12 protein-coding genes are annotated in these 13,408 nt (G+C 70.1%); 7 read left to right on the top strand and 5 right to left on the bottom strand.

The features are described from left to right. Positions 1-17 precede the first annotated feature (17 nt). On the top strand, positions 18-2,585 hold the full coding sequence (locus ABD732_RS08190) for a bifunctional FO biosynthesis protein CofGH (protein ID WP_425553008.1): 2,568 nt from the start codon (positions 18-20) through the stop codon (positions 2,583-2,585). A 42-nt stretch (positions 2,586-2,627) separates the two neighbouring features. Here ABD732_RS08190 and ABD732_RS08185 read toward each other — a convergent pair whose 3' ends face one another. Together ABD732_RS08185 and ABD732_RS08180 are read right to left on the bottom strand one after the other, a co-directional pair. After that, entirely contained in the window at positions 2,628-2,786 is a 159-nt protein-coding gene (locus tag ABD732_RS08185) for a hypothetical protein (protein ID WP_344782457.1), read from the bottom strand. Positions 2,787-2,796: 10 nt separating this feature from the next. Continuing rightward, positions 2,797-4,473, bottom strand: a complete 1,677-nt coding sequence (locus ABD732_RS08180; protein ID WP_344782455.1) for an FAD-dependent oxidoreductase — start codon at positions 4,471-4,473, stop codon at positions 2,797-2,799. A 245-nt stretch (positions 4,474-4,718) separates the two neighbouring features. Here ABD732_RS08180 and fdxA point away from each other — a divergent pair, with 245 nt between their 5' ends. Together fdxA and dapC are read left to right on the top strand one after the other, a co-directional pair. Beyond that, a complete protein-coding gene (gene fdxA / locus ABD732_RS08175) occupies positions 4,719-5,045 on the top strand; it encodes a ferredoxin (RefSeq protein WP_344782453.1) in 327 nt (108 codons plus the stop codon). Further along, positions 5,046-6,155 carry a succinyldiaminopimelate transaminase gene (gene dapC / locus ABD732_RS08170; protein WP_344782451.1) on the top strand — a complete coding sequence of 370 codons (1,110 nt, stop codon included), beginning with the start codon at positions 5,046-5,048 and terminating at the stop codon, positions 6,153-6,155. Between the two features lie 95 nt (positions 6,156-6,250). Here dapC and ABD732_RS08165 read toward each other — a convergent pair whose 3' ends face one another. The 3 genes from ABD732_RS08165 to ABD732_RS08155 form a co-directional block, all read right to left on the bottom strand. Then, the gene (locus ABD732_RS08165) at positions 6,251-6,640 is read right to left on the bottom strand and encodes a hypothetical protein (protein ID WP_344782449.1); all 390 of its coding nucleotides are present in this window, start codon (positions 6,638-6,640) and stop codon (positions 6,251-6,253) included. Positions 6,641-7,076: 436 nt separating this feature from the next. Continuing rightward, the gene (gene dapD / locus ABD732_RS08160) at positions 7,077-8,036 is read right to left on the bottom strand and encodes a 2,3,4,5-tetrahydropyridine-2,6-dicarboxylate N-succinyltransferase (RefSeq protein WP_344782447.1); all 960 of its coding nucleotides are present in this window, start codon (positions 8,034-8,036) and stop codon (positions 7,077-7,079) included. A gap of 60 nt (positions 8,037-8,096) precedes the next feature. Then, positions 8,097-8,960 (bottom strand): hypothetical protein, encoded by an 864-nt coding sequence (locus ABD732_RS08155; protein ID WP_344782445.1) that lies wholly within the window; start codon positions 8,958-8,960, stop codon positions 8,097-8,099. A 130-nt stretch (positions 8,961-9,090) separates the two neighbouring features. Here ABD732_RS08155 and dapE point away from each other — a divergent pair, with 130 nt between their 5' ends. The 4 genes from dapE to ABD732_RS08135 are packed head-to-tail and all read left to right on the top strand — an operon-like array spanning position 9,091 to position 13,398. Beyond that, positions 9,091-10,194 (top strand): succinyl-diaminopimelate desuccinylase, encoded by a 1,104-nt coding sequence (gene dapE, locus ABD732_RS08150; RefSeq protein ID WP_344782444.1) that lies wholly within the window; start codon positions 9,091-9,093, stop codon positions 10,192-10,194. Between the two features lie 37 nt (positions 10,195-10,231). After that, positions 10,232-11,026 carry an LOG family protein gene (locus tag ABD732_RS08145; protein ID WP_344782442.1) on the top strand — a complete coding sequence of 265 codons (795 nt, stop codon included), beginning with the start codon at positions 10,232-10,234 and terminating at the stop codon, positions 11,024-11,026. Further along, positions 11,023-11,565, top strand: coding sequence for an LOG family protein (locus ABD732_RS08140; RefSeq protein WP_344782441.1), 543 nt, complete (start codon positions 11,023-11,025; stop codon positions 11,563-11,565). The genes ABD732_RS08145 and ABD732_RS08140 overlap by 4 nt, the downstream gene beginning before the upstream one ends. Positions 11,566-11,604: 39 nt before the next feature. Then, positions 11,605-13,398: a long-chain-acyl-CoA synthetase gene (locus ABD732_RS08135; RefSeq protein WP_344782440.1), complete on the top strand. Its 1,794-nt coding sequence runs from the start codon at positions 11,605-11,607 to the stop codon at positions 13,396-13,398. Positions 13,399-13,408 lie beyond the last annotated feature (10 nt).

Raw genomic sequence — 13,408 nt, 5'->3', positions numbered from 1 at the left:
GCCGCGGCGTGTCTACAGTGGGGTGCGTGACTGTAGAAGCCGATCCGGCACCTTCGGCGCTGCGGCGCGCTCTCCGCCGGGCCCGCGACGGCGTCACCCTCAACCAGGACGAAGCCGCGGTGCTGATGGCCGCGCGCGGGGACGACCTGACGGCGCTCTGCGAGGCGGCGGCCCGGGTGCGCGACGCGGGACTGGCGGCCGACGGGCGAGCCGGCCAGGTCAGCTATTCCCGCAAGGTCTTCATTCCGCTCACCCGGCTGTGCCGCGACCGCTGCCATTACTGCACCTTCGTGACCGTGCCGGGCAAACTGGCCCGCGACGGGCAGGGTGCCTTCCTGGAACTCGACGAAGTGGTCGCGCTGGCCCGCCGCGGGGCCGAACTGGGCTGCAAGGAGGCGCTGTTCACCCTCGGCGACCGCCCCGAGGACCGCTGGCCGCAAGCGGCTCAGTGGCTCGACGAACGCGGCTACGATTCGACGCTCGACTATGTGCGCGCGGCCTCCATCCGGGTGCTCGAAGAGACCGGTCTGCTGCCGCACCTGAATCCGGGCGTGATGAGCTGGGAGGAGATCAACCGGCTCAAGCCGGTGGCGCCGTCGATGGGCATGATGCTCGAGACCACCGCCCGCCGGCTGTTCACCGACAAGGGCGAGTGCCATTACGGCAGCCCCGACAAGGATCCCGAGGTGCGCAAGCGGGTGCTCACCGACGCCGGGCGGCTGTCGGTGCCGTTCACCACCGGAATCCTGGTCGGTATCGGGGAGACCCGCGCCGAGCGGGCCGATTCGATCGTAGAGATCCGCAAGGTACACAAGGCTTTCGGTCACGTGCAGGAAGTGATCGTGCAGAACTTCCGCGCCAAGCCGGACACCGCGATGGGCAAGGTGCCCGACGCGGAGATGAGCGAGTTCCTGGCCTCGATCGCGGTGGCCCGACTGTTGCTGGGGCCGGGCATGCGGATCCAGGCGCCGCCGAACCTGGTGTCGGAGAACGAATGCCACGCGCTGATCGCCGCGGGCATCGACGACTGGGGCGGGGTGTCGCCGCTGACGCCCGACCACGTCAACCCCGAACGGCCGTGGCCGAACCTCGACGACCTGGACCGCATCACCGCCTCGGCCGGCTTCACACTGACCGAACGGGTGGCCGCCCAGCCGCGCTACGTACTCGCCGGACAGCCCTGGATCGATCCGCGGATCGCCGGGCACGTCGCGGCGCTCGCCGATCCGGTGACCGGCCTGGCGCGCGATGTACGGCCGACGGGCCTGCCGTGGCAGGAACCGGACGAGGACTGGACGTCGTCCGGCCGCGTCGAACTGGGCAGCGAGATCGACGTCGACGGCCGCAACACCGAGACCCGCAGCGACCTGGGCAGTGCCTTCGGCGACTGGGACACCATCCGGGAGCAGGTGCTCGCGCTGGGCGACCAGTCCGTGCCGCGCCGCCTCGACTCCGAGGTGCGCGCCGCCCTGGCCCGCGCCGAGAACGATCCCGCCGGGCTCTCCGACGACGAGTACCTGGCGCTCGCCACGGCCGACGGTGACGGGCTGGAAGCCCTTGCCGCGCTGGCGGATTCGATTCGCGCCGACGTGGTCGGTGACGACGTCACCTACGTGGTGAACCGGAACATCAACTTCACCAACATCTGCTATACCGGGTGCCGGTTCTGCGCCTTCGCCCAGCGTAAGGGCGACGAGGACGCGTTCACCCTGTCGACCGACGAGGTGGCCGACCGTGCCTTCCAGGCCCACCTCGCCGGGGCCACCGAGGTGTGCATGCAGGGCGGCATCGATCCGGAGCTGCCGGCGACCGGATACGCCGACATCGTGCGCGCGGTCAAAGCCCGCGTCCCGTCGATGCACGTGCACGCGTTCAGTCCGATGGAGGTGGTCAACGGTGCCGCCCGGTCGGGCGGATCCATCCGCGACTGGTTGACCGGCTTGCGGGAGGCCGGTCTGGACACCATCCCCGGCACTGCCGCCGAGATCCTCGACGACGAGGTGCGCTGGGTGCTCACCAAGGGCAAGTTGCCCACCGCGTCGTGGATCGAGGTGATCACCACCGCGCACGAGGTGGGGCTGCGGTCCAGCTCGACCATGATGTACGGGCACGTCGACTCGCCGCGGCACTGGGTCGGGCATCTGAACGTGCTGCGCGGGATCCAGGACCGCACCGGTGGATTCACCGAGTTCGTTCCCCTGCCCTTCGTGCACCAGTCCTCGCCGCTGTACCTGGCCGGGGCCTCGCGCCCGGGGCCCACGCGGCGCGACAACCGGGCCGTGCACGCGCTGGCGCGGATCATGCTGCACGGGCGGATCGACCACATCCAGACCAGCTGGGTGAAGCTGGGGGTGGAGGGGACCCGTGCGATGCTGCGCGGCGGCGCCGACGACCTCGGCGGCACCCTGATGGAGGAGACCATCTCGCGGATGGCCGGTTCCCAGCACGGCTCGGAGAAGACCGTCGCCGAGCTCCACGAGATCGTGGAGGGCATCGGCCGGACCCCGCGCCAGCGCACCACCGAGTACGGTCGCGTCGAGGCTCCCGTCGCCGCACGGACCCCGCTCAGCCTGCTGGCCGACTGACCGGCGCCTCCGCGGAGCCGGTCAGCGGGCGGTGGGCGCGGGCTACCGGGCGCCGAAGATCCGGCTCAGGCGCCCGGGCTGTTTCGGATGGCCGGGACAGCGGCGGGCGGCGGGGACGCCCCGCATCACCTGATCGACGTGCTGGCCGCAGCCGTGCCAGGTGATCTTTCCGCAGGTCTTGCAGGTCGTTTGCTGACACATGGGGTCTCCTTCACAGGGATGGGTTCACGAGGCGGATCGGCGCGGGCGCGGCAGGGACCGTCGAGCGCAGGGTGAGCAGCCCGCCGGACAGGTTCGCGGCACTCAGGCCGGCGGCCCGCAGGATCCGGTACGCAAGGTAGCTTCGCTTGCCGCTGGCGCAGTACACCCGGATTCCACGTCCCGCTGCGGCCGTGCGGATCTCGTCGAGGCGCTCGCGCACCTCACCGTGCGGCACCAGCAGGGCACCGGGCAGGTGGTCCTCGGCGAACTCGTCGGGGCCGCGCACGTCGAGCAGCAGGTGGCCGGGCTCGTCCGACTGATCGGCATACCAGAGCTCCAGATCGCCCCGGAGCACGTTCTCGATGATCATGCCGGCCAGGTTCACCGGATCCTTGGCCGACCCGAACGGCGGTGCATAGGCCAGGTCCAGGTCGATCAGATCCGGTCCGGTCATCCGGTTCGCGATGGCGGTGGCCAGCACATCGATCCGCTTGTCCACGCCGGCACGTCCGACCGCCTGCGCCCCGAGGATCAGGCCGTCGGCGGCGCGCACGTGGACCAGCAGATGGATCCGCTCGGCGCCGGGGAAGTAACCGGCGTGATCGTCCGGGTGCAGGTGCACCGTGTGATAGTCGATACCCGCCGCCTCCAGTGCCGCGCGATTCGCGCCGGTGAGCGCCGCCGTCAGCGACCCCGCGCGCACGATCGCTGTGCCCACCGGGTGTGGAATCGGCCGAGCGGTGCCAGGGGTCAGGATGTGGTCGGCCACCAACCGGCCCGCGCGATTCGCCGGGCCCGCCAACGGCGCCGGGCGCCGCAGGCCGGTCACTCGGTCGGTGGACAGGACGGCATCGCCGACCGCCCAGATGTCCTTCACGCTGGTGCGTCCGTGCTGGTCGACGACGATGGCGCCGCGCTCGCACTGCACTCCCGCGTCGGCGAACACGTCGGTGTCCGGCGTGACGCCCACCGACAGCACCACCGCATCCGCGGCAATCGCCGTCCCGTCGCTCAGGACGACGAGGTCTTCGCGGTCGCCGGGCTCGATCGCGGTGGCCCCCACGCCGTCGTGCACGGTGATGCCCAGCGCGCGCAGTTCGGCGGCCACGTGCCAGGCGATCTCGCGTTCCAGGGGCGGCAGGACGTGCGGGGCCAGTTCGACGACGTCGACCGCCAGGCCCTGCATGCGCAGTCCTTCCGCGGCCTCGAGGCCGATGAATCCGGCTCCGAGCACGACGGCCCGGCGCGCGCCGCGGTCGATCCGCTCGCGCAGCGTCACCGCGTCGCCGACGGTCCGCAGCGTCTGCACGCGAGGTGAATCCAGGCCCGGCAGAGGTGGTCGCACCGCCTTCGCGCCGGGGGAGAGGACCAGGGCGTCGTAGGTGACCGTCTCCTCGCCGCCGTCGCTGCGGACCGCAACGGTCTTGGCGTGGGGGTCCACGGCCACCACCTCGTGGCGGACGCGGACGTCGATGTCGAGCGTCTCGCGCAGCGATTGCGGGGTCTGCACCAGCAGGTCCTCGCGCTCGGTGATCTCGCCGCTGACGTAGTAGGGCAGGCCGCAGTTGGCGAACGACGGGTGGTCGCCACGTTCGAAGACGACGATCTCCGCGTCCTCGTCCAGGCGTCGGGCCCGGGCCGCCGCGCTCATTCCGCCGGCGACGCCGCCGATCACGACAATTCTCATGGTGCCTCCTTCACACCGACAATATACCCTAGGGGGTATACGGAGTTGCGCGGAGCCCTCGCACGCTGCTTTTCCTCAGGCTGCGTAAAAGTCTGGGCCGGTCGCGGACTCAGGTGGCCGGTGCCGTGCGCCGCCGGGTTCGGCGCGCCAGGTAGTGGGCAGATAGGCTGTACTGGTCTGTCAGCGATGTCCCCGGTGCGATCAGCCCACGCCCCGGAGACCTGACGCGTGCGAAGGAGAGAGTCGTGACTTACATCATCGCGGAACCCTGCGTCGATGTGCTGGACAGGGCATGCGTGGAGGAATGCCCGGTCGACTGCATCTACGAGGGCGGCCGGATGCTCTACATCCAGCCCGACGAGTGCGTGGACTGCGGCGCCTGCGAGCCGGTCTGCCCGGTGGAGGCCATCTTCTACGAGGACGACGTCCCCGACGAGTGGGAGCCCTACGTCAGCGCGAATGTCGACTTCTTCGACGAGCTCGGTTCGCCCGGCGGCGCCAGCAAGATCGGCAAGACCGACTACGACCCGCCGTTCGTGAAGAACCTGCCGCCGATGGGCGAAGGGGAGTAGGTGACCGCGCGGCGACTGCAGCCGGTCAGCGACGGCTTGCCGGACTTCCCCTGGGACACCATCGCCGAAGCCAAGGCCCGCGCCGCGGGACATCCCGACGGCATCGTCGACCTGTCCGTCGGCACCCCGGTGGATCCGGTCGACCCGGTGATCCGGCAGGCCCTGGCGCAGGCATCGGAGTTCCCGGGCTATCCGGCGACTGTCGGCACCACCGAACTCCGCGAGGCCGCGGCCGCCACCCTGGCCCGCCGCTTCGGGATCGACGACGTCGACCAGGACGCGATCCTGCCCGTCATCGGCACCAAAGAGGCCATCGCGGGACTGCCTTCGCAGCTGGGCGTCCCCGCCGGTGAGCTGGTGGTGATCCCGGAGGTGGCCTATCCGACCTACGAGGTCGGTGCCCTGCTGGCCGGCGCCCGCGTGCTGCGTGCCGACTCGACGGTCGCGATCGGTCCCGAGGCGCCGGCGCTGCTGTTCCTGAACTCGCCGTCGAACCCCACCGGCAAGGTGCTGCCCGTCGATCATCTGCGCAAGGTGGTCTCCTGGGCCCGCGAGCGCGGTGTCGTGGTGGTGTCCGACGAGTGCTACCTGGGACTGGCGTGGGACCAGCCGGCCGTCTCGATCCTGGATCCGGCGGTCTGCGACGGCGACCACACCGGCCTGATCGCGGTGCACTCGCTGTCGAAGGTCTCCAACCTCGCGTCGTACCGCGCAGGCTTCCTGGCCGGCGACCGCGACCTGATCGCCGAACTCCTCGCGGTCCGCAAGCACGCCGGCCTGATCGTGCCGTTCCCAGTGCAGGGCGCGATGATCGCCGCCCTGAACGACGACGTCCACGTCGATGCCCAGCGTGAGCGCTACCGCCTGCGCCGCGCGAAGCTCAAGAACGCACTGGAGTCGGCCGGTTTCGCCATCGACGACTCCGAAGCCGGTCTGTACCTGTGGGCCACCCGGGGTGACGACTCACGGGCGACCCTCGACTGGTTCGCCGAGCGCGGCATCCTGGTGGCCCCCGGCGACTTCTACGGCCCGCGCGGCGCCCGGCACATCCGGATGGCCTTCACCGCCACCGACGAACGTGTCGACACCGCCGTCGAGCGCCTGGCCTGAGGCGCTGTCCCCATTGGAACGACGGTGGCTGGCCGGCGGTCTCGACAGCGCAGCGTCTTAGTGCGTGCTGTGCACATTGCCCTCGGGGAATCGGGCTAGCGCGAACGGACCTGAAATCCCATGTCGCCGAGTGGTTCTAGGATGGCTGCGGCCCGCGAATGCTTCCCGACCATGAAGACTGCCACGTCTCCCCCGGACAGGGTGGTCGTTGCGTAGGCGCCGACATAAGGCAACGCCGTGTCGTTCTTGGCCGCGTAGGTACTGTCATATGTGCCGATGTTGATAGGCGCGCCCCCCGTCAACCTGGATGTGCACCAGGCCGTTGTATCGGCGTTCGGCAGATGGGAGCTTGGGTTCGGGCTTCGGTACGTTCCGGGCTTGCAGACGGCATCGAGTGCGTCCTCGAACGATACTTCCGAACTCGGTGTGTCTTCGGCGGCCAGGCTGCTGCCTCCAGAACCGCTGCCGGCAATCAGGACGATCATCAGAATCAAGCTGATTCCGAGTGCGATCGCCGCAGCGGTGAGGAACGGAGGGGACTTCCACCACAGGGGCGGCGACTTCGGTGGGCCCCCTACGGGGAGGCTGGGCGGCCGTCGGCCTGTCGGCGGTGGGGTGCCGACTCGCTGTGGCGGTGGCATCGGAGGCCTGCCCTGCGGCCGGAAGGGCTGCTGGAGGGGAGGTCGTGGCGGGGGCATTCTGGAGCGGTATCGCCCAGGTCTTCCCGGCGGCGGCACAGGTGGATACGGATTCGACATGGTAGGCGCTTTCGTCAACATTGAACGCCCTACACACCACGGTGTGCAATGCCTGAAATCGGTGATACCGCACCGCATTCCGAATTCCGCCCTGCTCAGCGCGCTGCCGGTCGTGGCCGTCACCCGGTGACCGCCACGACCGGCAGGGAGCGCTGCGAAGGCGTCAGTCGTTGGCGTGCAGCGCCTCGTTGAGGGCGATGCCGTCGCCCTGGGAAGCGGTCACCTCGACGCGCCCGCTCACCGAGTTGCGGCGGAACAGCAGATTGTTGCGGCCGGCCAGCTCGCGGGCCTTGACCACGGTGCCGTCCGGGCCGGTCACCTTGGTGCCCGCGGTGATGTAGAGGCCGGCCTCGACGACGCAGTCGTCGCCGAGCGGGATACCGCAGCCGGCGTTGGCGCCGAGCAGGCAGCGCCGGCCGATCGAGATGATCTCCTTGCCACCACCGGACAGGGTGCCCATGGTCGATGCGCCGCCGCCGATGTCGGAGCCGTCGCCGATCACCACGCCCGCCGAGATCCGGCCCTCCACCATGGAGGTGCCCAGGGTGCCGGCGTTGAAGTTGACGAAGCCCTCGTGCATCACGGTGGTGCCCGGCGCCAGGTGGGCGCCGAGCCGCACGCGGTCGGCGTCGCCGATGCGCACGCCGCCGGGGATCACGTAGTCGACCATCCGCGGGAACTTGTCCACCGAGTAGACGGTGACCTGACCGCGGGGGCGCAGGCGTGCGCGGGTGGCCTCGAAGCCGTCGACGGCGCACGGGCCGAAGTTGGTCCAGACGACGTTGGTCAGCAGCCCGAACATGCCGTTGAGGTTCTGCCCGTGCGGGCGGACCAGGCGATGCGAGAGCAGGTGCAGCCGCAGGTAGACGTCGTGCGTGTCGATCGGGTCGTCGTTCAGATTGGCGATCACGGTGCGCACGGCGACCGTCTTGACGCCGCGGGCGCCGTCGATGCCGACGGCGTCGATCAGCTCGGCCGGCGTGTCCACGTCGCTCAGCACGGTGGTGCCGGTGGTCGCACCGGTGTCCGTGGTCAGTTCGGGGTTGGGGTACCAGGTGTCCAGGACGACGTCGTCGTCGGTCAGCGTGGCGATTCCGATGGCAGCAGCACCTTGAGTAGTCACGGCCGTGATTCTATCGTCGCCCCGGCCGCGGTGGGCGCTCGCCTGACCGGCGGCACCGGCTCACCGCGGTGCGCGGACTTGAATGCCCGACAGGGCCTTCTGCAGTTGCTTCTGGCCGTTCTCATCGTCGAGCGGCGCGATGCCCACGGCGATCGTGGTGGGTGCGGTGCCGAGTACCACCAGGTACACCGCGTCGCCGCCCCGGTCGGCGCCCATGCCGGTGGAGAGGCGGGCGGCCAGGTGCACGTACTTCACGTCGTTCTCGGTGACCTCGTTCTGCGCATTGGTCACCACCGGCGGTAGCGGGTCGGTGCCGTCGTAGCGCGGCAGGTAGGTCAGGCAGCGCAGAAAGGTGTCGCCGATGGCGCGCAGGTCGGTGCCGGCGCCCTTCGGGAGGGTGATCAGGCCGAACACCGGCGCCGTGCCGGTGGCCTCGGCCGCCCGGGGGGCGACCAGCTGCGCGCGTGCGGCCAGCGGCAGCGCTTCGTCGGTGGTGCGCCAGCCCTTCGGCAGCGCGGCCGCCGGGACCTGCACGCCGCCCGACTCCAGGCCGTCGGCGCGGTGGCGTCCCCCGGGGACCCCGTCGGTGCAGTCGGCGGGCCGGGGAGGCAACTGGTACCCGGTGCTCGACGGGGCGCTCTGCGGCGAGCTGCTGCCGGTGCCACCGGCGTAGGCGGCGATCACGCCGATCACCACCGCCAGTGCCAGGACCGCGCCGCAGGCGCTGAAGATCAGATTGCGCGTGCGATGCTTCTTCTTCGTCGGCGGCGGGGTGCCGGCCGGACGCTGCGGATGCACCGCATCGGGGTCGTAGTTCGCCGAACCGCCCGCGTGCTGGTGGTACTTCGAGGGCAGGTCTGGGCTGCCCGGGGAATTCCCCCCGGGAGAGTCGCCCTCCGGTGAGTTCCCCTCGTCGCTCGGCATGGGCTGCATCGTCACCCGTGACGTCCCGCTCCGACAAGCCCGAGGTGCTGAATCACCCGTTCGGGCGACGCCGCCGCCACCGTTGCCGGCAGCGGCGCCCCCGCCGTCCCCGGACACTAGAGTGGGGCGGGTGAGCGTCCCCGATTTGAACCTGTCCGCCGACCCCGCCGAACTGACCGCCGCGCTGGTGGACCTGCCGAGCGTGAGTCACGACGAATCGCTCATCGCCGATGCCGTGGAGGCCGCGCTGCGCGCGCAGACCCGCGGCTTCGCGATCGGGCGGGTGGGCAACCGGGTGGTGGCGCGCACCGACCGGGACAAGCCGACCAGAGTGATTCTGGCCGGGCACCTGGACACCGTGCCGATCGCGGGCAACGTCCCGTCGTGGCGCACCGACACCGCCGAGGAGGGCGAGGTGCTGCACGGCTGTGGCACCGTCGACATGAAGTCGGGCCTGGCGGTCTTCCTGCACCTGGCGGCCACCCTGGCCGATCCCGCACACGACCTCACGCTGATCTTCTACGACTGCGAGGAGATCGCCGCCGAGTACAACGGCCTCGGGGTGATCGAACGCGAACATCCCGAGTGGCTGCGGGGCGATGTCGCGATCCTCGGCGAACCGACCGGTGGACTGATCGAAGCCGGCTGCCAGGGCACGCTGCGGGTGCGGCTGACCGCCGGTGGGACGCGTGCCCACTCGGCGCGGGCGTGGATGGGCGACAACGCCATTCACAAACTGGGCCGGGTGCTCACCACGCTCGGCGAGTATGTTCCGCGCCGCGTCGACATCGACGGCTGCGAATACCGGGAGGGCCTGTCGGCGGTCGCGGTCGGCGGCGGCGTGGCCGGCAACGTGGTGCCCGACGCGGCCCAGCTCGACGTCAACTTCCGCTTCGCCCCCGACCGCAGCCCCGAGCAGGCCTTCGAGCACGTGCAGGAGGTCTTCGGCGCCGACCTGGCCGACGGCTCGCTGACGGCCGAGATCACCGACTCCGCGGCGGGCGCGCTGCCGGGGCTGTCCCATCCGGCGGCCGCGGCTCTCGTCGACGCCGCAGGCGGCCGCTTCCGGGCCAAGTACGGCTGGACCGATGTGTCGCGCTTCGCTGCGCTCGGCGTACCCGCGGTGAATCTGGGACCGGGCGATCCGAGCCTGGCCCACCGGGCCGACGAGCGCGTGCCGGTGGCCCAGATCCACGAGGTGACCGAACTCCTGCGCACCTATCTCACCGCGTGACCGGGAGGCGGGGCCGGGGGATTGCTAGCGTGATCGCATGACCGACGTGACACCCGAGCCGCTCGACGACGATGTGCCCGTGAACGACTCGGAGGTCCGGTACGCCGGTGCCGCCCAGCTCCGTGTTCCCGAGGGCGAGGAGTACGTCACCAGCGACGAGACGCTGCTCGAATGGGTCGACCCCCGCGACCGGGCCCTCATGCTCGAGCGCACCGTCCGCGACTCCTGGCGGGTGCTGCGCATCCAGTCCGAGTTCGTGGCGGGCTTCGATGCCCTGGACAAAGTCACCGAGGCGGTGACCGTCTTCGGCTCTGCTCGCGTGGCGCCGGGCAGCGAAGCCTACGAGATGGGGGTGGAACTGGGCCGGCAACTGGCCGATGCCGGCTACGCGGTGATCACCGGCGGCGGTCCGGGAGCCATGGAGGCCACCAACAAGGGTGCCTACGAGGCGGGCGGGGAGTCGATCGGCCTCAACATCGAGTTGCCGTTCGAGCAGCACATGAACCCGTACCTGACCCTCGGGATGAACTTCCGCTACTTCTTCGTCCGCAAGACGATGTTCGTCAAGTACGCGCAGGCCTTCGTCTGTCTGCCCGGGGGCGTCGGCACCCTGGACGAGCTGTTCGAGGCGGTCACCCTGGTGCAGACCGGCAAGGTGACCCGCTTCCCGATCGTCGTGATCGGGAAGACGTACTGGGGTCCGCTGCTGGACTGGCTCCGGGACGCGCTGCTGGAGGCCCAGATGATCAGTCCCGAAGACATGGGGCTGATCACGATGGTGGACACCCCCGAAGAGGCGGTCGACGTGGTGCGCGCCTCCGGGATCCGATGAGCGCGATCTGCGTCTACTGCGCCTCGGGCCGGGTCGACGAGTCCTACCTGGACCTGGCCGCGCAGACCGGCGCCGCGATCGCCGAGGCCGGCCACAGCCTGGTCTCCGGTGGCGGCAACGTCGGGATGATGGGTGCGCTGGTGCGTGGTGCCCGGGCCGCAGGCGGCTACACCATCGGGATCATCCCCGAGCACCTGATGGCCGCCGAGGTGGCCGACACCGACTCGCACGAACTGATCGTCACCGACAGCATGCGCGAGCGGAAACGGCTGATGGACGAGCTCGCCGACGGCTTCATCACCCTCCCGGGCGGAATCGGCACCCTCGAGGAGCTCTTCGAGACCTGGACCGGGGGATTCCTGGGAGTGCACGAGAAGCCGATCGCACTGCTGAATCACGACGGTTTCTACGACCCGATGCTCGGCTGGCTCGAAGATCTGGCGAGCCGCGGGTTCGTCGCCCCGCACGCGCTGGCGAGACTGCAGGTGGTGGGAGATCTGGGTGCGGCGGTAGCGGTAGCTGACTCGACGGTAAGGTAGCGACACGATTCACTGCATCGACAAGGAGTGAGCCAGACTATGGCCCAGACGGACAGCACGAACCCCGCTCTCGGGCGGAACCGCGTCGGCATCACCGACCTGCTCAAGGGGGTCGCGCAGATGGCGCCGGACGCCCTCTCGATGGCCCGTCACGCCCCGGGGCTGGTGCTGCGGTCCCCGGATGCCAAGAAGACCATCGGCAGCATCTTCGAGAACCTCGCCGCCAAGCATCCCGACCGCCCGTTCGTCCGGTTCGAGGGGGAGACGCTCACCTACGGGGAAGCCAACCGGGTGGCCAACCGCTACGCAGCCGTGCTCGCCGAGCGCGGCGTCGGCATCGGAGACGTGGTCGGCATCCTCGCCGAGAACAGCACCACCGACCTGCTGGCGATCCTGGCGACGGTGAAGCTCGGTGCCGTCGCCGGCATGCTGAACTACAACCAGCACGGCCACGTGATCGACCACAGCATGTCGCTGCTCGGGGCCAAGGTGCTCCTGCGTGATCCGCAGTGCAAGCAGGCGTGGGAGACGATGAGTCCGGAGAGCCACCCCGAGTTCGTCCTGGACTTCGACGAGCTCGATGCCGCGGCCGAGGGCCAGCCGGACGCCGACCCGGGGATCACCCCCGAGCTTCCGGCGTCGACCACCGCCTTCTACATCTTCACCTCCGGCACCACCGGGCTGCCCAAGGCCAGCCTGATGAGCCACAACCGCTGGCTGGCCAACTACTCGGGCATCGGCGGCCTCGCGGTGCGCCTGCGGCCCAGCGACACCATGTACGTGCCGCTGCCGATGTACCACAACAACGCCCTGTCGGTGTCGCTCGGTGCCGTGCTGGCCGGCGGCGCCTGCATCGCCATCGGGCGCAAGTTCTCGGTCTCGCGCTTCTGGGACGAGGCGATCGCCAACCGCGCCACCGCCTTCTGCTACATCGGTGAACTGTGCCGCTACCTGCTGTCCCAGCCGGAGAAGTCCACCGATCGGCAGCACGCGGTCCGCGTGATCGTGGGCAACGGTCTGCGCGCGGAGATCTGGGACGAGTTCGCCGAGCGCTTCGGCATCGACCGCGTCGTCGAGTTCTACAGCGCCAGCGAGATGAACCTGGCGTTCGTCAACGCCTTCAACGCCAAGCGCACCGCGGGCTTCTGCCCGCTGCCGTTCAAGGTGGTGGAGTACGAGGCCGACGGCAGTGCCAAGCGCGGCGCCGACGGCCGGCTGCGCGAGGTGCCCAAGGGGGAGCCGGGCCTGCTGGTCGCCGAGATCAGCGAGCGCGTCCCGCTCGACGGCTACACCGATCAGCGCGAGACCGAGAAGAAGGTGATCCGCGACGCCTTCAAGGACGGGGACTCCTACTTCAACTCCGGCGACCTGGTCCGTCAGCAGGGCTTCCTGCACATCGCCTTCGTCGACCGCCTCGGCGACACCTTCCGGTGGAAGGGCGAGAACGTGGCCACCACCCAGGTGGAGAGCGCACTGGGCACCTTCCCGGCGGTAGAGCAGGCCGCGGTCTACGGCGTCGCCGTCCCGGGCTGCGACGGCCGCGCCGGCATGGCCGCGCTGACCCTCCGCGAGGGCGCCGAGTTCGACGGTGCGGCGCTGGCCGCCCACCTCTACGAGAAGCTGCCCGGCTACTCGATGCCGTTGTTCCTGCGGATGGTCGACAACATCGAGGCCACCACCACGTTCAAGACCCGCAAGGTGGAGCTGCGCGAGGAGGGCTTCAGCGACGTCGGCGACGACGAGGTCTGGGTCCTCAAGGGCCGCAGCGACGGCTATGTGCGGTTCTACGACGGCTACCTCGAGGAAGTGGCGGCCGCGAAGGCCCCGCGCTGACGCGAACACC

It is taken from the genome of Gordonia caeni (assembly GCF_039537105.1).
Taxonomy (GTDB): domain Bacteria; phylum Actinomycetota; class Actinomycetes; order Mycobacteriales; family Mycobacteriaceae; genus Gordonia; species Gordonia caeni.
Note: the sequence above shows the minus strand (reverse complement) of the source record. Positions and strands in the feature narration are given on the sequence as shown.